We start from the raw sequence: 19,395 nt of genomic DNA, 5'->3' as shown, positions 1-19,395 counted from the left end.
ATGATCGCTGAAGCGGCGACACCGCCGCTTGCGCCCTATCGGCGCTCATGAAGGCAAGCTAGGCAGATCAACCTGCGGAGCGAATACGCGCTACTCGGCAGACACTCTTCCGCGCCGCGAACGAATGGTTGCGGCGCTGTCCTTGGCTTCGCGCGACAGCCGTTCGAAATAGCGCTTCAGCCGCGGCACCGCGAAATCGACGAAGGCGCGCACCTTAGGCACGGAAAACCGTCCTTGCGGTGCGAGCAGGTGCACCGGCAAGGGCGGGTATTCGTCCTTGCCAAGGATGATCCGCAAGCGCCCGCTTCGGATCTCCTCGGCGATATGATAGGAGAACAGCCGCGTCACGCCGTGTCCTTCCGCAGCGGACGCGACCGCGGCGCGCACGGTGTTGACGACCAGCCTCGGCGTGAACTGCACTGTTCTGGGCACCGAGGAGTTTTTCAGAGGCGGGAAGCTCCAGGAGTCCTGACCGAAATGCGTCATCGAGACGATCTGGTGCTCTGCCAGGTCGGCAGGCCCATTGATGGCCGGATTTCGCGCCAGGTAGGATGGCGAGGCCGCGACCACGCGGCGGACTTCGCCGAGCCGGATCGCCACGAAGCTCGAATCCGCCAGATGCGCGATGCGCAGCGCGACGTCGATGCCCTCGTCGATCAGGTTCACCGGCCGGTCCAGGAGAAGCAGCCGGACCGACACCGTCGGATAGTCGTTCATGAATGCGTCGAGCACGGGCCGCAACACGTCCTCGCCGGTGATGACGGGCGCGGTGATCGTAAGCGTGCCCCGCGGCGCGGCGCGCTCGCCGGCTGCGGCGATATCCGCTTCCTCGAGCTCGGCCAGCACGCGCCGGCAGCTCGCAACATAGCGCTCACCGGCCTCGCTCAGCTTCAGCGACCGCGTTGTGCGATGCAGGAGTTCAGTGCCGACATGAGTTTCAAGAAACGCGATCGCCCGGCTCACCGCGGCCGGCGACCGCCCCAGCCGCCGTCCGGCGCCGGCCAGACTTCCCTCGTCGACCGCCGACACAAATACTTTCATCGCGTCGATGCGGTCCATGGCTTCTCTCGACCAGGCATGTGCACATAGATCAGGGCGCGTTCGATGACGGCGGCGTACGCGCGCCTCCCACGCTACCAGTTGCCAACATAATGCTTCCACTCTAGCTTCCGGTAGTCCAATGATGACCAGCCACACCGTGTGCCTGTGCTTCGCTTGCGATTTTTCGCGTGTGCTTGCCAACGTTCGGGCCGCTGCGGCATGATGCTTTCGTGCCGTTCTTCCATTTCTACGGCGGCCGGATGCACCGCGATATTCTCAGTGAGGGAAAAAAGCCAAGGGAGGTCTGACCATGCGGTTTGCAAAGCCCCTGCTCGTCGCATTTGTCTTGGGCAGCATGGTTGCGCTGCCGGCGCATGCGGAGTTCGACGTCGCAAGCCTGAAGCAATCGATCGAGACCTCCTTCGAGAGCGAATATCCAAAACTCGATGCGCTCTACAAGGACATCCACGCCCATCCCGAGATCGCCTTCCAGGAGGAGAAGACCGCCGCAAGACTCGCCGCCGAGATGCGCGCGATCGGCTTCGAGGTTACAGAGAAGGTCGGCAAGACCGGGCTGGTTGCGCTCTACAAAAATGGCGACGGTCCGACCATCATGGTGCGCACCGAGCTTGACGCGCTGCCGATGGAGGAGAAAACCGGCCTGCCCTACGCAAGCCGCGACAAGACCATCTGGCAGGAGCGCGAAACCTTTGTCGCCCATAGCTGCGGCCACGACATCCACATGGCGAGCTGGGTCGGAACGGCGAAGACGCTGGTCGGGCTGAAGGACCAGTGGAAGGGCACGCTGATGTTCATCGCCCAGCCCGCCGAGGAAGTGGTTGCGGGTGCCAGAGCCATGCTGGCCGACGGCCTGTTCACGCGCTTTCCCAAACCCGATGCCGGCTTTGCCCTGCATAGCGGGGCCTTTCCCTACGGCTACGTCAGCTACACCGTCGGGGTCCGCTCTTCCAATGCCGACGGCCTCTACATCAAATTCAAAGGCCGCGGCGGCCATGGCGCGGCGCCACAGGCGACCATCGATCCCGTGATGATGGCGTCGCGTTTTGTGGTCGATGTGCAGAGCGTCATCAGCCGTGAAAAGGACCCGACCGAATTCGGCGTGGTCTCCATCGGCTCGCTCCATGCCGGCACCACGGCCAACATCATTCCCGACGAAGCGGTCCTGCTCGGCACCATCAGAACCTTCAAACCGGACGTGCGCGCCAAGATGCATGATGGAATCGAACGTACCGCCAAAGCGGTCGCCGCCATGGCGAATGCGCCTGCACCGGATATCAGGATCACCGAGGGTACCAAGGCGGTGGTCAACGATGCCGCTGTTGTCGCGACCGCCGAGAAGGTGCTGAACGCGGCCTTCGGCGACAAGTTCAGGACCGCGCCGCCGGTCACCGCGAGCGAGGATTTTTCCGAGTACATCAATGCCGGCGTGCCCTCGATGTTCTTCAATATCGGCGTCTACGATCCCGAGCACGTCGCCGCCGCGCGCAATGGCGGCCCGCCGCTTCCCGGCAACCATTCCCCGCTGTTCGCGCCGGTGCCGAAGCCTACCATTCAGACCGGCGTCACCGCGATGACGCTCGCAGTCCTCAGCGCATTCGACCAGAGAGCCAAGGGACAGTAACGGCCAAGCCCGTCATTGCGAGCGAAGCGAAGCAAGCGCGATGCGCATGATCGAGCAAGGATAAAATCTCTCAAATACATGTTGGCGAGCGGCGGCTCGAAGGGAGCCGCACGCTGCCAATGCTTGACGTCATCACCAGCCGTAAGTGTAGCCGGGATAGGAGTAGTAATAGCTCGGATAGCTCCAGTATGAATTATAGGTCGGATAGCCCCAATACGAATTATAGGTAGGATAGCCCCAGTACGAGTTATAGGTGGGATAGCCCCAGTACGAAGGATAATCCCGACGCACCAGATAGCGCACGTCCATCGTCACGGCTGGTACCGCCGCCTTGATCGACATGCCATTGATCGGCGCAGCAGACGATTTGGCCGTGGCGGCCGCTGCGAGAGGAACAGCAATTGCGAGTGCAATCGCGAGCCTGCGGACTTGAATCTTCATGGAAGCTCCTTTCGTGTTAGAAGTGACCATCCACCAGGCGACGATGATGGGGCAGGACGCCTACAGAAAGATTTCGGAAATCCGGAATTGCGTTACGTGGGTAACTGGTGGTGGCACGAAGCCAAGTCCCACAACCCGCCACTCGATTGGAGCTGACCTGGACGCGTTACGTCGCCTCTTGGCCCAACTCGGACCCTTGGAGCTCTGCTATCGCGCCGCTATCAGGGGCACAGCGGATCTCATACGCATCCTGATCTGCGGCGCGGGAGTTATAAGTACACGCCTTAGCGAGCCGGCGCTCGTCACGGATAACAGCCCAGCGCGTCAGTCCTTGAAGTCATACTGCTTGCTGAGGTGATCGCCGACCTGGACCAGCATCGCCACGCATTCGGCTTGGCCACCGTCCACGTAGCCCGCACGGAGTTCGTAGCGCGGATGGAGCGCAGCGTAATCCGGGAACGGTGTCGCCAAGGCCTCGGCAATCCCGGATTGCGCGGAGCCTGTCATCGGGCGCGCATTCGCGTGACCCGTTGGCTCCATCCGGGCTGCGCGCTACCTCGCCGCGCTGGCGCGCTTGACGCCGACGATCGCAGGCAACGCCTCGGGATCGGCTTTCGTGCCGGGCACGGCACCGGTCGCGATCGGATCGGAGAGCGGCGCGCGGGCGGTGGCGTCGGGGAAGCGGAGCTTCATGTCGCGGATGAAGCCGTCGAGCGTGTCGACGCTGGCGGCCATCCTGGCGATCTGGGAAAATTCGGCGCTGTTGGCGGCAGCCGGCCTGGCTGCGATGTCGAACGCCGTCCGGTCGGCCTCGCCCGACATCAGCGGCGCATATTTCTCGCGGAAGCGCGTAAGCCCGATCGCGTCCTCGGCGAGCGCATAGCCGACCACGGCACGGATGATGTCGCCCTTCTCGGCCGCATTCAGCGGCGTGAAGTCGCGCCAGCGGTCACCATAATAGAGCTCGATCTGCTCGGAGGCCTCGCGCCAGTGCCGCTGCGCCCAATAGATGTCGGAGCGCAGCCGGATCGCCTCGCGGCCGGGAATGTTGGAGATGATGTCGAGCGCAAGGTCATGCCGACCAACGTCGCTCTGCGCGCGCGCCTCGAGCAGCAGCCGCTGCTGGCGCAATTCGCCGGACAGATCCGAGATGCGGGTCAGGCGCACCGCCGCGATCGCGCGCTCCGGCTTGCGGTTGGTGAGATAGACCATGGCAAGGCGCGCGGCGACCTGCGCGCGCGCCGCACCCTCGAGCCGCTTGTCGACCTGGTATTGCAGGAGCTCGGCGGCCTGATCCAACAGGTCGACGCCGACGAGACGGTCGGCCAGACGACGGATCATCTCGTCGCCGCGGCGACCGATCGGCGTGAGCTCACGATATTCATAGAACATCGTGAGCGCATCGATCGGCGGGATGCTGTCACCGGCGGGCCCGAGGAAAAGCTGGGCGAACAGCGCCGACGCCGCATCCTGTGCCTGCCGCGATTCCGGCGAGTTCGGCTGCAGCCTCGTCGCGGCGCGCGTAGCCGCGAACGCCTCCGCATAGCGGCCGGTGTCGGAATAGATCTTCGCCAGGATCTGCAGCGTACGCAGCTCGATGCTATCGCCACGCCACATCACCGCGAGCAGTTCGAGCTCGCGCAGGATCTCGGCCTGGGTGATCTCACCGCGCTTCTGCTTCAGTGTGACCTCGAGCAATTTGCCTTCGGCCGCGGCCTGCCGGTCGGGCGAGTTCGCGGCGAAGCGGTAGGCGTCGAGCGCGTCCTTCTCATAGCCGAGCGCTTCGGCGAGCCGGCCGCGCAGCACCGCTGCGGCCGGCTTCAATTCCTTCGGCAGGCCGATCACCTCGAGCTCGCTGCGGCGGCGCGCGGCGCCGGCAAAATCCTTCACCTCAAGCGCGGCCTTCATCGATTCCAGCATGACGACGCGCTGCAGGTCGGGCGGCAGCGTCGCGACCGAGAACTCCGCGTTCTTGAATTTCTCCCGCGCATCCGCCCATTTGCCCTGGCGCGCAAGGGCGAGCCCCTTCCACAATTGGGAATCATAGCCGTTGCCGATCACGGGGTTGGCAAGATCCTTGAGCGCGCGCTCGGGCCGGCCCATCATGATGCTGCTGGCGGCATGAACCATCAGCACGGCCGGGTCCTCGGCGCCGCGCTTGCTCTCCGACAGCATCAGATTGGCAACACCGTGTGCCTCCTCGTACATGGCGCGCGCGACGTAGAACTTGGCAAGGTTGAGCCGCGCCTGCGCGAGCTGCTCGGGCGACGTGGTCGCCTCGGCGCTGGCCGCGATCAGCGCGTCGAGCCGCTTCAGGAAGTTCTCCGACTGGTTGTTCTTCCATTCCTCGGCATCGAACAGCGGCTTCACTGCGGCGGTGGCGCGTTCGGCGGCAACGTCGGCCGATGACAGCGTAAGCCCGCCCGGACGTCCCAGCACCACCTTGTCGGCGCCGAGTTCGGCCTTCACGTCGTCGGAGTTCGGATGCACCACGAGGCCGTGGACGGATTCAAGCAGCGACAGCTCGACGAAATCCTGCCGACGGATGAAGCCACGCGCCGGCGGCGGCGCGGTGACGACCCACAGCATGTCGCCGGCGTCTGGATCGACCAGCCGGTGCAATTGCCCGGGATTGGCCAAGGGCACGCTGACATTGGCGAGCGCGGGATCGCTGACATTGCGCACCACCATCAATGGCTGCGGCGGCTTCTGCACCCGGTCGGCGAAGGTCATCGTCCAGCCCGTGCCGGAGGAACGCTCGTCGGCCTCGAGCGAAGGCATCTGCGGGCGGTTGAGACGAAAGCGGATCGCCTGTCCCTGGTCCAGCGGCAAGCGGCTGACGTCGGAGATGATGGCGCCGGCCTTGTCGCGGATCGGCGCGACATCGATCTGTTCTGGGGAATCGAACACCAGCCACACCGCGTCGGCGCGGCGGAACAGCGCCGACGGCGTCGCCTTCTGGAAGGTGAACGTCACGCGCAAGCCGTCGCTGTCGCGCTGCGCGTCGACCGTAACCGGCTTTTCAGCGGAGGAGACCTGCGGCGTTGCGGCCGCGGCCTGTTTCGGCGCGGCATTCGCAGGCGACGGTGAAGCCTCATTGACGGGGGCTGCTGCAGGCTTCGCGTTCTCGGCAGGCGCCGCTTGCGCCGGAGGGGGAGCAGGCGGCACCTCCTGCGCGACCTTCTCGGACGCCGGCGCGGGCATTTCGGCGGCAGGGGGCTGCGGCTTCGCGGCCGCAGGCGCTGTGGTCTCGGCCGCTGCGGCCGGCGCCGCCTGCTGCGCATTTGCGCCCTGCTCGGGCTTAATGGCGATCTTGGCCTGCTCCGCGAACGTCTCTGAGGTCACCGGCGTGACCGGGGCCGGCTGCTGCAACGGCGTGGTCTCCCTGATCGCTTTGCCCTGTCCGGCCGCCACGGCGACCAGCGGCTTTGCCGGCGCGGGTGGAACGTTGGCGGCGTGCCCATCCGCCGCCGGCTTCTCCGGCTGCTGGAAGGCGACGTCGACGACATAGTTCTTGTCCTCGCGGAAGGAGCGCACGTCGACTTCGCCGATCAGGTTGATGTCGACAGCCGAAGTGTCGGTGTCGGAGCGCTGGTTGATCGAAGCGACGTTCGGCGGCGCCGCCACCTTGGCATCCGCGAGGTCGAAGCTGAGCACGCTGTTGAACAACAGCGTCAGCTTCTGCTCGTTCAGCACCGAGGACACGCTGACGCCGTCGGGGATTTCGAACACGAAGCGCACGAAGGTCGGCTGCACCGAAGCGCGCACGCGCACCGGCGGCTTTTTCTTGGCGGCGTCCGCCGCCCGCTGCGCGCGCAACGCACGCTCGGCGGCACGCGCGCGCTCGGCCAGTTCGCGGATCACGTCCGTGGGCAAAGGCGGCGGCGGTCCGGCCCAATCATCGGGCAGGAAGTCGATGAAGATCCGCTCGGCCGCAGTCATCGTGTTGATCGTCACCCGCCGCGACAGCGACAGGCGGATCGCCGTTCCGTCCGGATCGCGCCGCGCCATGCCGACATAGTCGGGCACGGCATCGGCCAATCCCTCCACCGGGATATCGACCGGCCGCTTGAAGCGGACCACGACGATCGAGCCGGCCGTCGACACCTCGGTTTCGACATCCTCGGCAAGCTTGAACACCAGCCGCGCAAAACCGTTCGCCGCCGAGAACGTCGCCACGCCCTTGACCGGATCGTCGGCGCGGGCGGCGGGCGCAAGCGTCAGCGAGATCAGGAGCACGGCAAGCGGCCACAGCCGGCCCAGGCAAAGATACGCCGTCCGCGCCAAAACGCGGCCATGCGACCTTAGTCCAGCGGCAGCCCGTCGCGCCATGCCAGTTACGTCTTTCAGCCCTCAAGCCTCGAAGCAGGCGCGAATGCGCCACCCCGCATCCGAATCTTGAATTGGCTCGCTTAAGGAGTTGTTAACAACAGTCGTTAGGAAACGTTAGGCGACGGCCCCAGGAAACTGAGGGAAAGTGAAGCGAGCCGGCAGGGCGCGTACTCGAACTTCATTGATGCAAGCTTGAGCAATGTCCACTGCGCGCTGGCAGCGATGAGATTCAACATCGCCACGAAATGATGCGATGGGCCACAAGCCTACGCAGCAGGACGACCAGTTCCAGCCAAACGCCTCTTCATCGGAAAGCCCGACGCGGCTATTCTGACAATAGCGTCCGGACTTTGAAAAAACGAAAGGATACGGCTTGCGATGGCATTGACGGCTCTTGATCTCGGTCTCCGGGGCGCGACGGTCGGCCTCGTTCTCATGGTAAGTGCGCTGTTGTTTCGGGATTGGCCGTTCCGCACGCTTACCACGCTGCGCGTCGCGCTCGGCGCGGCGGCTGTCGCCTACGCGATCTCGACGGCACCGTTCTTTCCGCTGAGATCGTTCGGGTGGAATGCGCCGCTCGTGATGCTTTTTACAGGCTCGCCGGTCATCTTTTGGCTGTGGGCTCGCGCGGTGTTCGACGACGGCTTCGCGTTGCGGCCGCAGCATTTGGCGATCTGGGCGCTCGTCGCCGGCCTCGGGGTCTTCGCCTATTGCGGATGGACGATCTCGCCGAGGGGCAGCGTGACCGGCGGCCGTCTGTTCGCACTGGCCTCGATCGGGCTCGCTCTCCTGGCCCTTGTGCAGACCCTGCCGGTCTGGCGCGCAGACCTCGTAGCGGGGCGCCGCCGGCTCTTGATCGTCTTCCTGCTGGCCACGGCGGCATTCGTCGTGGTTAATGCCGCGTCCGGTCTGGCTGCAATCCCTTGGCGGTCCGTCAGTTTCAGCTATGCGCTTGGCATCGGTGTCTTGGCGATGCTTGGTGTTTGGACCTCGTTTCCGCAGTTCATGGGCCAGCCTGCCCTTGCTGGCGCCGAGGCGACAGTTCGAAGGAGAGAGGTGGCCTCGCGCGCCGGTCTTCTCGCAGCACACAAGGGCTCGCTACAGCGGCTGGAATATCTGATGACGGTCGAGCGCGCTTACCGTCAGGAGGGACTGACTATCGGCTTCCTTGCGGTAAAGCTGGGGCTGCCCGAACATCGCCTGCGAACACTGATCAATGAAGGGTTGGGTCACCGTAACTTCAACGCGTTCCTCAATCGCTATCGCCTCGACGAGGCCAAGGCGGCGCTTGTCGACCCGGATCAGTTGGACGTACCGGTCCTAACGATCGCGCTCGATGCCGGATTCCAGTCCATCACGCCGTTCAACCGCGCGTTCAAGGCGGACACCGGTCTGACGCCGACCGAGTTCCGGCAAATGTCGCTCGCAGGGAGCGGTACGGGGATTGCCCCCACCCAACCGACAGTTCGATCAGGCGATTTTTGAAATCGACATGCCTGCAGGCGCGCAACCTGCCACTCTTTGCGGATCGCAGGATCGCTTAGGAGATGCAGGTGGCAAGGATATTGATGTCGGGATTGGCGGCGCTTGTCGCGGCTGGATGGATACCGTTGGCCAGCGCGCAAGGGACGAGCACGCCGGGAAATGGCAGGGAAGCTGATTTAGGACCGGTATTTTCGGACACGGGTCCCGATGCGGCCATTTACGGCGCGGCGGCGGGCTATCCGGTCGGCACGCAAGCGACCGCCGGCCAGCTCGAAACGCTCGTCGGTACCTACAGCCATTTCGGCGAAACGCTTCCATCACGCCGGATACAACGCGCGACATCCCCCTGGCTGTTCAAGCGGGCATCAGAGCCGTCGATCACCTACCGGCTCGGACCGGAGCGTCTCTCGATTGCGGACTATCTCAAACGCAATCCGGTGACAGGGCTCTTGATCGCGAAGGAGGACACAATCCTTTACGAACACTACCAATATGCGCGCAGCGACCGCGACCACTTTCTCTCGCAGTCCATGGCAAAGACGGTCACGGCCATGCTGGTCGGCATTGCTGTCTCCGAAGGCAAGATCGGGTCGATCGACGACACCGCCTCGACCTATGTTCCCGGTCTCGCCGGGAAGGAGTATGGAAAGACATCGATCCGTGACTTGCTACATATGTCGTCAGGTGTGGCCTTCACGGAAATTTACGATGGGCACGACGATGTTGCGCAGCTCGGGCGGGACCTGTTCATCGAGCCCGGAAAGGATCCCGTCGCCAGCGTCGCGCAGTTCAATACGCGCGCTGCTCCTTCGGGAACCAAATGGCACTACGCCAGCGTCGAGACCGAGATACTCGGATTGGTGTTGCGGTCTGCCACAGGTGTTCCCGTTGCCGACTATCTCCACGACAAGATTTGGGACGCCATCGGCGCCGAGGCCGACGCGTCATGGTCCGTTGACAGCAGCGGGCAGGAGACCGCTTTCTGCTGCCTCAATGCGACCTTGCGTGACTTTGCACGCCTGGGGCGGCTGCTTGCGTACGACGGCGTGTGGGAAGGACGCCAACTTATCCCGCGGCAGTGGCTGTTGGACGCCACGACAGTGAAACCGACCGAAGGCTATCTCGCTCCGGAAATAGCCACCTCATACTTCGGCTATGGCTACCAAGTGTGGATCCTACCCGGTACGCAGCGTCGGTTTCTTCTGATGGGAATCCGGGGTCAGATGATCCTGGTCGATCCAGCCTCTAAGGTCGTCATGGTGCAGACCGCCGTTTACAAGAAGCCGTTCGACCCCGCGTTTCTTGCGGAGCCGCTTGCGCTGTGGTTCGCGGCGCTCGATCAGCTTGGAAAGCGATAATCCGGCAGTCTGTACGTGAATGGATGTCTATTCTGGGTCATTCGGTGACGCGCCGACCGTTGTGGGAGATTTCCGATGCGTCCAGCAGTCACGGCGGTCATGGCTCTCTGTCCAATCCTGCTGGCGTTTCCTGCCCAGGCGCAGACCTATGATCCGCGTTACCCGATCTGCATGCAGGTCTTCAGCATTGACGGCCCTGCAATCGGGTGCGGCTATACATCGATGGCTCAGTGCAAGGCGTCGGCGTCAGGCCGCGCAGCCGAATGCTTCGCCAACCCGTATTTCGCCGGCGGCCCTCGCCGGACGAGGCGCTCAAGATCGTGATGCGCGAGCGCCAAACCGCTTCGTCTCGGGCGCGGCAAGAAAGCGATGGCTAACGCGGCTTAAAGGGCGCATGCTGCTTTTGGGGCAGCGCCGGCGCCGGCGTTTTCGCGAAAGGCACGCGCGCATGACCACCCGCTCCCGACGAGAAGTCGTCACTTTCAAACACCCGTTCCGGATCAGAGGTATCGATCGCCTGTTACCGGCCGGCGACTACGAGGTCATCACCGACGAGGAGACGATCGAGGGACTCTCGTTCGACGCGTTCCGACGCGTCGCCACCATGATCATGGTTCCCGCTGAAGGCTCGCGCGGGCTGGCGATGCAGATGGTGTCGATCGGCTCGGTCGATCTCGCGGACGCGCAGCGCATCGATGCGAGCGCGCCCCATGACTGACGAACCGTTCGACCTCGACAGCCATCGTGGCATGGCGGCGCAGAAAGCGACCGATATCCGCCGTGCGCTGGCAGAGGTCGAGGGCCATGCGCGGGAGCTGCGCGAGCGGCAGAGCGCCTTCGAAAGGGACCTCTTGTCGGTTGCCGCCGCGTCGTGGCCGGAAGCAGCTACCAAGGCGCGTTACGTACTCGACCTTTATGCCGCAAGCCTGCCGCCAGAAGATACCAGGCATCGCGATCTCGTCGCAGCGATTCTTGAGGATTTTGCACGGCTCACCGAGCAAGACGGAGCGTGATCGCCGCGCCGCTTCAAGGAGTAGGTCACATGACGCTGAGGCAGAGCCGCTTCATCAGCTATGAATACGACAGGATGGTCGTCCTGTTCTCGATGCTCGACGGGCAGAAGGAGGTCCCCTGCGCAATCTCGATCTCCGCGATGGATGAACTGGAAGGCGTGGTGCGAGCGAAAGCGACCCAGCGCGAAGCGCAATTCATACGACTGCGCGAGCGCATCGAGGCCTGCGCCGACGGTAAGTACCAGGCGACCGAGTTCGAAGGAACGCCGCCCGGGATCGTCCTGCGCAGCATCGATTTCCGAAAGCCGCGATAGAACCGCACGCTGGCGACCGGTGGGAAAGTGATGCTGTCCCGTTGGCGACCGCTCTGTTCCAGACGATCGTGATCGCTTAGCGTGCGAACGAACGTACGCTGGCCCCGAGCCGGCGCATCAACATCGCTCCCGTAGGAGAGCGCGAAAGATCCTGCGAGCATCGACCTAGCCATCGGATGGCTGACGCCTTATGTTGTTGATATCACTGATCGTGAAAAAGGCTTCAGTGACTGAGAGACCATGCCGCGCTCCCGCCAGAAACAGGAGGGAGCCCCATGAGTTCCACAATCTATCCATTGCATTTTGAACGGAGTTTCGAGCGCCGCTGGGCCTCCAGAATGGTTCGCGACGGGCCAAGGCGCTCGCCGTCACAAGGCACCAATACCTGTATCTGCGGACACCTCATTACTGCCCCCATCCGTTCGACCTATTTGTCCACCGGGGTTGTCAACGAATGGCGGTGTTCCGCTTGCGGCAACCACTGGGAGACGATTGCTGATCCCGGCGCGGGCTCAACGAAGCCAAATCAATGAGCCATTGCGCGGCCTTTGCCCGGCAAAGGCTGCGCGGCGGCGAATTGAGCTGCTCGCTCAAGTCGGCCCTGACACACCAGCGAAACAGAGCAGCGAACGCACCGCACGGTTGGTCTCGCAAGCAAGGAGGCTCCTATGAAGGGCAACATATTCAACAGCAAAGGTATTCACGTCGGCGTTATAGTCGGTCGAGAAATTTTCGACCGCAACGGTACGAAGCTCTATGACCTCAAAGGGATCAACATCTACAGGCTCTCCGGAGAGTTGGTTGGTCATCTAAGTGATGCGAGCGGTTCGGATAAGCGGCTTGATAAAGCGACCGACCGCTTGTTCAGGTAGCTACCCAGGCGAGAGCGCGCCCAGGCGCTGACGTTTGATCGGCATCGCTCAATTGTATGGAAATCTACAGCATCAACGGCACTGCCACAGGTGTGGCTATGCACCGATGGCCCGGTGCAAAGCGCCGGTGTCAGCCGCCAGCCCAATGCTTCGCCAGCCCGTATTTCGCGGGCGCAAACAGGAAAACGCCAGTCAGGGCCAGAGGCGGTAGGCAAGTTCCCTGTTGTGTTTGAGGCAAACGGGCGAAGCCACAGATTGAACAACGTGCTAGGTTCCCCTCGCCGGGGGTTGATGTAAATCAATCGCATTCGTGTGCCATTTGCTTTGCATTCGGATGGTCATGGAGACGGAATAAAGTCGGGCGGCCATAGAGGAGAACTGCAAATGAGTGATCTTGTCGTGATCGCATTCCCTACCGAGGCGAAGGCGGAAGAAGTTCGTCAGAAATTGCTGGCCATGCAGAAGGAGTACCTGATCGAACTCGGCGATGCCGTGATTGCGGTGAAGGATGCCGATGGTCGGGTAAAGCTGAACCAGCTCATCAACACCACAGCGGCCGGCGCGGTCGGCGGCGCTTTCTGGGGCACCCTGATCGGTCTGATCTTCCTGATGCCGCTGGCAGGAGCAGCGCTTGGCGCCGCCGGCGGCACGCTCGGCGGATATCTGACCGATGTCGGCATCGACGACAAATGGATGAAGGAGACGGCGGCTGCCATTCAACCGGGAACCGCAGCCCTTTTTGTGCTGGCGCGCAGGGTGACCGGGGACAAAGTGCTTGAAGGTCTCAAGGGCGAAGGCGGGACCGTGCTGAAGACGTCTCTCGACCACACCAAGGAAGACGCGTTGCGGGCGGCATTGGCCGGCGCGCAAGCGGCTGTGCCTACCCCACCTGCACCGGCGGCTTAATAGTACTGCTGCAAGCGATGCGCCGAAGCCGTCAGTTCAGCTTCGGCGTGAGCATCCTGCCCTCGATCTTGGGCAGGTCGGCGGCGGGCTGCAGCTTGTCGGGACTGGCGCGGCGGGCGAGCTCGACAGTGAGCCGCTCGGCCGCTTCCGGCTGCATCAGGCCGAGGATATCAGCCATCTTGCGCGGCGCGATCTGGGAAGCGATCTCGTAGAGCACGCCCATTTCCAGCCGGTCGAACACCTTCGCGGCGTCCTTCGGCTTCATGCCCTCATACATCGTGATGATGCCCTTGAAGCGCGCGGCGTCGGCTTCGGCCTTCTGCGCCGCGACGGCGCTGCTCCTGGCGTCGCTGGCCTTGGCCTCCTCCACCTTCGTCTCGATGCGCTTCTCGGCGGCCTTCAACAGGCTTTCGCGGATCTCGATCTCGCGCGCGCGGGCATCCAGTTCCTGCCGGCGCGCCTGCAGCCGTTCCAGGATCGCGCGCTCGGAGGCCGAGATCTGCGGGGGCAAATTCGGATTGATCACGACGCCATCCGGCTGCGGCGGCGGATCAGCGGCGGCGGACGGCTCTTCCTTCTTTTTCTCCTCGGGGCCGTGCACGGAGCCGGTGATGTCGTTCGGATCTCCCTTGTTCTTTCCTCCCGGGAAATTCAGCATCTCCTGCGCCCATGACGGCTTGGTCGACTGCGGATTGTAGTCGAACACATAGCCGCCATCGAGCACGAGGCCCGCGACCTTCAGCACGACAAGGCCGAAGATCGCGACCAGCACGACCGGGATGACGCGGATGTCGCGAAACGCGCTCATGCGGCCAGACCGCCTGCCTTTCTGCGTTCGGTGAAGGCTTCAGCAGCCGCCGCCACCGCCTTGGCCGGCGACATCTTCGGCGCCGCCGGCGCGGGTGCAGCGGCTGCGGCGGGCGCAGCCTCCGTCACCGGCCGTCCCGCCTGCACGATCCTCGACAGCCGCCGGATCATGGCGTCGGCCTCGGAGAGCTGGCCCTTCAGATGCGCCGACATCTGCGTCGCCGCGGTGAGCTGGCTGCCGAGATTCTCGTTGACGTCGCGCACGGTGTGCTTCAGCCCGCCGATCGCGCGCTCGGCGATCTCGGTTGCGGTGATCAGTTCGGCGATCGTGGCCTTCAGCGAGTGCTCGTCGGCCTTCAGCCGCTGCAGGCGCTTGTTGAGCAGCATGCAGTAGCCGATCGTCAGCATCAACAGCACCGCGACCAGGCTTTCAATCGCAATTCCGAGGGAATGATTCAAACTATGCCTCCATCATCTTGGTCTGCTCGTCGGCCTTCTCGAACATCGCAAAGGTGGTATTTGGCTTGCGCAAATTCTTGCTGACGCGGATCGCGACGCGGTCGCCGACGCGACCCATGCGGCCCTCGGTCAGGGTGACGTGGCCGCAGCGCACCGACACCAGCGAGTCCGCGCGGATGTCGAGCGGCAGCGTGTCGCCGACCTTCAGCTTCATCAACTGCTTGAGCGGAATGTCGGCTTCATAAAGCACGGCCTCGACCGAGATCTCGGCCTGCGCCACTTCGGTCGCGAAATGTCCTTCCCAGATCGGATCGCGGCCGAACTTTTCGCCCATGAACATCTGCAACAGCACGTTGCGGATCGGTTCGATGGTCGCATAGGGCAGCAGCAATTCGATATTGCCGCCGCGGTCCTCCATGTCGATGCGCAGGCGCACCAGGATCGCGGCGTTGGCGGGACGGCTGATCGCCGCAAAGCGCGGATTGGTCTCGAGGCGGTCGATGCTGAATTTCACGGGCGACAGCGGCCGGAACGCCTGTTCGGCATCGGCCAGCACGACCTCGATCAGGCGCTTCACCAGGTTGGTCTCGATCGTGGTGTAGGGGCGCCCCTCGATGCGCAGCGAGGTCTGGCCCCTTCGGCCGCCGAGCAGCACGTCGATCATCGAATAGATCAGGCTGGAATCGACGGTGGCGAGCCCGAAATTCTCCCATTCCTCCGCCTTGAACACGCTGAGCACCGCCGGCAGCGGAATCGAGTTCATGTAGTCGCCGAAGCGCACCGAAGTGATGCGGTCGAGCGAGACTTCGACGTTGTCGGAGGTGAAATTGCGCAAGGATGTCGTCATCAACCGCACCAGGCGGTCGAACACGATTTCCAGCATCGGCAGGCGTTCATACGACACCATCGCGGAGTCGATGATGGCGCGGATGCCGGAATTGTCGTCGAGATTGACGTCGCCGACGGTGAAGCCGAGCAAATTGTCGATCTCTTCCTGCGAGAGAACCCGCTCGCCGCCGTTCTTGGTGCCGAAGTCGCGGCTGCCGTCCTCGACCATGGCCGCCCATTGCAGCGACATGCTCTCCGACAGTTCATTCTTCGCAGCTTCTTCCGCTGCGGCTGCCGGATCCTCGGAATCGAGCGACGCCTCCCATTGGGCGGCGATCGCATCCTGGTCCATCTGGTCGTTGCCGGCCATCGCTACTGAACCACGATTTCCTTGAACAGCACCGCGTTCACCTGGTTGGGCGACAGCGCCGCGTTGACGCGCTTGGTGAGTTCTTCCTTGAGACGGAACAGGCCGGCCGAGCCGTTGAGGTCGCTGGCGCGCAGTTCGCGCAAATAGGTCTGGAACAGGTCGGTGACGCGCGGCAGCGACGGCTTGATCGCCTCGACCTGCTTCTCCTCCTTCACCTCCAGCACCAGCTTGACCTTTAGATATTGGATCCGCTCGCCGGGCGCGCCGACGAGATTGACGAGCATGTCGGGCACTTCGACGAAGGCCGGCGGCTTCGGCGGCGGCGCTTCGGCATGCGCCTCCTCGCCATGGCCGCGCATGAAGAAGAACCAGCCGGCGCCACCGCCAAGGATGGCGAGGAAGCCGACGGCAGCAATGATCAGCTTGAGCTTACCCTTCTTCGAAGCGGCGGCCTCGCCCTCGGCGCCGCCCTCCGCCTTGTCCTCGTCCGCCATCGCCCGCCCGCCCCAAAAACGGAAACGAACGCGATTGCCCCAGCCAGGCCCTTTGAGACGCAATACCGATGCCGCCAGCGCACACGCGCTCTGTTACAGCGCAACGCTAGGGTAAGAATGGTTAACGGTTTCTTTCATTCGCCGCGCAACTAGGAAAAAACTGCCGGGCAAACATGGTCAACAAGACCTTTCTGCCGCCCTCTCCGCCCCCGGGCTGAACACCTAACCCACTCAAAAATCACCACTTTCCGAGTTGGCACGGCTTTCGCTGAAGACAGTGCGAGCCGGCGGGTTTGGGAGAGCCCAAAGGTTCACGAGGTCCGAGGGCCTGAGGTTTGGGAGAACCTCTTTCCGCAGGACCGTCTACGCAAGGGGAGAACCGCCGATGCAGAATACGCTTCTGGTCGGACTATCGCGACAGGTTGTGCTGGAGCGGCAGATGGATGTCGTCGCCAACAACATCGCGAACATCACGACGAACGGCTACAAGGCCGACCGCTCACTGTTCCAGGAATTCCTGAGGTCCGGCGCGCATGAGGACAATTTTGCCCCCTCCGACCGCCGCGTGTCCTTTGTCAACGACCGCGCCACTTTCCACGACTTCTCGCAAGGACCGTCGCAGGAGACCAAGAACCCGCTCGACGTCGCGATCGACGGCTCGGGCTTCCTCGTGGTGCAGACGCCCGAAGGCGAGCGCTACACCCGCGACGGCAATCTGACCGTCAACAACCAGGGCCAGCTCGTCACCCAGTCCGGCTATCCCGTGCTCGGCAATGCCGGCCCGATCGTGTTCCAGCAGACCGACAAGGACATCAGCATCGCCGCCGACGGCTACGTCACCGTGCTCGAAGGCACCGGCCGCATCGACTCCATCCGCGGCAAGCTGCGCGTGGTCAATTTCGCCCAGCCGCAGCAGCTCGTGAAGGAAGGCAACAACCTCTATTCCGCCGGCGAAGGCAATCCGGCCGCGCTCGATACCACCTCGCGGCTGCGCCAGGGCTTCGTCGAGAAGTCCAACGTCAATTCCGTCACCGAGATGAGCCGCATGATCGAGATTACGCGGACCTACACCCAGATCTCGTCACTGCTGCAGCAGCAGAGCGATCTGCACAAATCGGCGATCGACAAGCTCGCCGACGTTCCGGCCTGAGGAGATTAATCGATGCGCGCTCTCTACACTGCAGCGACCGGCATGGCGGCACAGGAACTCAACGTTCAGGTGATCTCCAACAACATCGCGAACCTGCGCACCACCGGCTACAAGAAGCAGCGCGCCGCGTTCCAGGACCTGATCTACGACCATGTGCGCCGCGTCGGCTCGCAAGCCTCCGACCAGGGCACTATCCTGCCCGTCGGCATCGATCTCGGCGGCGGCGTCAAGACCGTCGGCACGCCGCGCCTGATGAGCCAGGGCACGCTCTCGCCGACCGGCAACGATCTCGACATCGCGATCCGCGGCGAAGGCTTCTTCAAGATCCAGATGCCCGACGGCACCTACACCTACACCCGAGACGGCTCGTTCATGATGGACCAGCAGGGGCGCGTTGTTAACGCGCAGGGCAACCCGGTGCAGCCGACCATCACGATCCCTCAGAACTCCTCGCAGATCACGATCAATGCGCAGGGCCAGCTAACCGTGATGCTGCCGGGCTCGACCACGCCGACCCTGGTCGGCCAGATCGGGCTGACGCGCTTCATCAACAAGGCCGGCCTGCAGCCGATCGGCGACAACCTGTTCGTCGACACGCCGGCCTCCGGCACGCCGCAGGACGGCATCGCCAACACCGACGGCTTCGGCGACATGCAGCAGTCCAACCTCGAACAGGCCAATGTCGAGGTGGTCTCGGAAATCTCCGATCTGATCGCGGCCCAGCGCGCCTACGAGATGAACGCCAAGGTGATCAGCGCCGCCGACCAGATGCTGCAATCCACCTCGAACCTGTTCCGCTGAGGGAGAGTGACCATGTTCGCCCGCCCGCTTCTCCTCGCCGCGCTGCTCCTTGCCGCGTCGGTCTCCAATGCGACCGCGCAGAGCCGCAGCGACGTCATCGCGCCGCCGACGCTGCGCGCCAACGTCACGGTCACAAGCGACATCGTCCGCATCGGCGATCTCGTCGACAATGCCGGCAGCTTCGGCGCCACACCGATCTATCGCGCGCCCGATCTCGGCACGACAGGCACGCTGCCGGTGGCGCAGGTGCTCGCCACGCTGCGCACCCATCAGGTGATCGGCGTCGACACCCGCGACCTCAAGGAAATTTCGGTGACCCGCGCCGCGCGCGCGATCGATCGGCAGGAGATCGAGCAGGCGGTCGCCCGCACGCTGGAGCGCCGCAACGGCCTCGGCGAAGCCGCCAATCTCACCATCAACTTCGATCGCGACATCGGCGACGTCAGGCTGGAAGCCACCAATTCCGGCAATCTGCAGCCGGTCGCCCTGCGCTACGATCCGCGCAACAGCCGCTTCGACATCACCTTCGAGATCGCGAACGAGACCGGCGCCGCGCCGACCAGGCTGCGCTTCACCGGCACCGCGATCGAAACCGTCGAAGCCGCCGTGCTGGCGCGCAGTGTCGAGCGCGGCGAGACGCTGAAGCATTCGGACGTGCTGGTCGAGCGCCGCCCGAAGGCCGAGGTCGGCAACGACCTCGCCCTCCGCGACAATGCCGTCGGCATGCAGGCCCGTCGCCAGCTCCGCGCCGGACAGGCGCTGAAGAGCGCCGATCTCGCCAGGCCGGATCTCGTGACCCGCGACCAGAACGTGACGCTGATCTATCAGGCCGCCGGGCTCTATCTCACGATCCGCGGCAAGGCGCTCGACGGCGGCACCGAGGGCGATGTCGTCAGCGTGATGAACCTGCAGTCCAAGCGCACCGTCTCCGGCACCGTCACCGGCCGCGGCCAGGTCACGATCACCCCGCCGCGCGCAGCAACTGTCCTTGAACCCAGCGCCTCGCTCGCCCCCGCCGAGCAGGCGAGCCCCGTCGCCGTCGCCAACGTCAGTTCAGTCGCCCCGAAAGCCGAGTAACCGTG

At 63.8% G+C, this 19,395-nt stretch carries 20 protein-coding genes; 12 read left to right on the top strand and 8 right to left on the bottom strand.

Going from position 1 to position 19,395, the window contains the following annotated elements:
- Positions 1-90: 90 nt before the first annotated feature.
- Complete coding sequence (locus tag OZ411_RS10085; protein ID WP_130578819.1) at positions 91-1,059, bottom strand: LysR family transcriptional regulator; 969 nt, start codon at positions 1,057-1,059, stop codon at positions 91-93.
- Between the two features lie 292 nt (positions 1,060-1,351).
- Between OZ411_RS10085 and OZ411_RS10080 the strand changes: the two genes are divergently transcribed.
- Entirely contained in the window at positions 1,352-2,683 is a 1,332-nt protein-coding gene (locus tag OZ411_RS10080; RefSeq protein WP_282527805.1) for an amidohydrolase, read from the top strand.
- A gap of 132 nt (positions 2,684-2,815) precedes the next feature.
- Here OZ411_RS10080 and OZ411_RS10075 read toward each other — a convergent pair whose 3' ends face one another.
- The 3 genes from OZ411_RS10075 to OZ411_RS10065 form a co-directional block, all read right to left on the bottom strand.
- Positions 2,816-3,124, bottom strand: coding sequence for a hypothetical protein (locus OZ411_RS10075; RefSeq protein ID WP_130578820.1), 309 nt, complete (start codon positions 3,122-3,124; stop codon positions 2,816-2,818).
- A gap of 324 nt (positions 3,125-3,448) precedes the next feature.
- Positions 3,449-3,631, bottom strand: a complete 183-nt coding sequence (locus OZ411_RS10070) for a hypothetical protein (RefSeq protein ID WP_282527804.1) — start codon at positions 3,629-3,631, stop codon at positions 3,449-3,451.
- Positions 3,632-3,676: 45 nt separating this feature from the next.
- The gene (locus OZ411_RS10065) at positions 3,677-7,456 is read right to left on the bottom strand and encodes a tetratricopeptide repeat protein (protein ID WP_282527803.1); all 3,780 of its coding nucleotides are present in this window, start codon (positions 7,454-7,456) and stop codon (positions 3,677-3,679) included.
- 378 nt (positions 7,457-7,834) lie between these two features.
- Between OZ411_RS10065 and OZ411_RS10060 the strand changes: the two genes are divergently transcribed.
- The 8 genes from OZ411_RS10060 to OZ411_RS10025 all read left to right on the top strand — a co-directional run bounded on the left by OZ411_RS10060 (position 7,835) and on the right by OZ411_RS10025 (position 13,404).
- Positions 7,835-8,941, top strand: coding sequence for an AraC family transcriptional regulator (locus tag OZ411_RS10060; RefSeq protein WP_282527802.1), 1,107 nt, complete (start codon positions 7,835-7,837; stop codon positions 8,939-8,941).
- Between the two features lie 62 nt (positions 8,942-9,003).
- Positions 9,004-10,299, top strand: coding sequence for a serine hydrolase (locus tag OZ411_RS10055; RefSeq protein ID WP_282527801.1), 1,296 nt, complete (start codon positions 9,004-9,006; stop codon positions 10,297-10,299).
- A gap of 75 nt (positions 10,300-10,374) precedes the next feature.
- Positions 10,375-10,623, top strand: coding sequence for a DUF3551 domain-containing protein (locus OZ411_RS10050; RefSeq protein ID WP_282527800.1), 249 nt, complete (start codon positions 10,375-10,377; stop codon positions 10,621-10,623).
- Positions 10,624-10,747: 124 nt separating this feature from the next.
- Entirely contained in the window at positions 10,748-11,017 is a 270-nt protein-coding gene (locus OZ411_RS10045; protein WP_282527799.1) for a hypothetical protein, read from the top strand.
- On the top strand, positions 11,010-11,312 hold the full coding sequence (locus OZ411_RS10040) for a hypothetical protein (protein ID WP_282527798.1): 303 nt from the start codon (positions 11,010-11,012) through the stop codon (positions 11,310-11,312). Before OZ411_RS10045 ends, OZ411_RS10040 begins: the two co-directional genes overlap by 8 nt.
- 29 nt (positions 11,313-11,341) lie before the next feature.
- A complete protein-coding gene (locus tag OZ411_RS10035; RefSeq protein ID WP_282527797.1) occupies positions 11,342-11,626 on the top strand; it encodes a DUF1488 family protein in 285 nt (94 codons plus the stop codon).
- Positions 11,627-12,294: 668 nt separating this feature from the next.
- The gene (locus tag OZ411_RS10030) at positions 12,295-12,498 is read left to right on the top strand and encodes a hypothetical protein (protein ID WP_130578825.1); all 204 of its coding nucleotides are present in this window, start codon (positions 12,295-12,297) and stop codon (positions 12,496-12,498) included.
- A 384-nt stretch (positions 12,499-12,882) separates the two neighbouring features.
- Positions 12,883-13,404, top strand: a complete 522-nt coding sequence (locus tag OZ411_RS10025) for a DUF1269 domain-containing protein (protein WP_130578826.1) — start codon at positions 12,883-12,885, stop codon at positions 13,402-13,404.
- A gap of 31 nt (positions 13,405-13,435) precedes the next feature.
- On the opposite strand, the gene OZ411_RS10020 is transcribed toward OZ411_RS10025, so the two are convergent.
- From OZ411_RS10020 to fliL, 4 genes are read right to left on the bottom strand one after another with little or no spacing between them, the layout of a single operon-like run.
- Positions 13,436-14,212: a flagellar protein FlbB gene (locus OZ411_RS10020; protein WP_282527796.1), complete on the bottom strand. Its 777-nt coding sequence runs from the start codon at positions 14,210-14,212 to the stop codon at positions 13,436-13,438.
- A complete protein-coding gene (locus OZ411_RS10015) occupies positions 14,209-14,670 on the bottom strand; it encodes a DUF6468 domain-containing protein (protein ID WP_028163559.1) in 462 nt (153 codons plus the stop codon). The genes OZ411_RS10020 and OZ411_RS10015 overlap by 4 nt, the downstream gene beginning before the upstream one ends.
- Position 14,671: 1 nt before the next feature.
- Positions 14,672-15,868, bottom strand: coding sequence for a flagellar motor switch protein FliM (gene fliM / locus OZ411_RS10010; protein ID WP_130578828.1), 1,197 nt, complete (start codon positions 15,866-15,868; stop codon positions 14,672-14,674).
- A gap of 2 nt (positions 15,869-15,870) precedes the next feature.
- On the bottom strand, positions 15,871-16,362 hold the full coding sequence (fliL, locus tag OZ411_RS10005; protein ID WP_225707030.1) for a flagellar basal body-associated protein FliL: 492 nt from the start codon (positions 16,360-16,362) through the stop codon (positions 15,871-15,873).
- Between the two features lie 385 nt (positions 16,363-16,747).
- Here fliL and flgF point away from each other — a divergent pair, with 385 nt between their 5' ends.
- Genes flgF through flgA form a run of 3 tightly spaced genes read left to right on the top strand, consistent with a single transcriptional unit; the run spans position 16,748 to position 19,390 of the window.
- The gene (gene flgF / locus OZ411_RS10000) at positions 16,748-17,512 is read left to right on the top strand and encodes a flagellar basal-body rod protein FlgF (RefSeq protein WP_130578830.1); all 765 of its coding nucleotides are present in this window, start codon (positions 16,748-16,750) and stop codon (positions 17,510-17,512) included.
- A gap of 12 nt (positions 17,513-17,524) precedes the next feature.
- A complete protein-coding gene (gene flgG, locus OZ411_RS09995; protein WP_028163563.1) occupies positions 17,525-18,313 on the top strand; it encodes a flagellar basal-body rod protein FlgG in 789 nt (262 codons plus the stop codon).
- Between the two features lie 12 nt (positions 18,314-18,325).
- Complete coding sequence (gene flgA / locus OZ411_RS09990) at positions 18,326-19,390, top strand: flagellar basal body P-ring formation chaperone FlgA (protein WP_282527795.1); 1,065 nt, start codon at positions 18,326-18,328, stop codon at positions 19,388-19,390.
- Positions 19,391-19,395 lie beyond the last annotated feature (5 nt).

Source organism: Bradyrhizobium sp. Arg237L, from assembly GCF_029990105.1.
Lineage (GTDB): Bacteria > Pseudomonadota > Alphaproteobacteria > Rhizobiales > Xanthobacteraceae > Bradyrhizobium.
The sequence above is the reverse complement of the archived record's forward strand: the minus strand, read 5'-3'. Positions and strand labels throughout refer to the sequence as shown.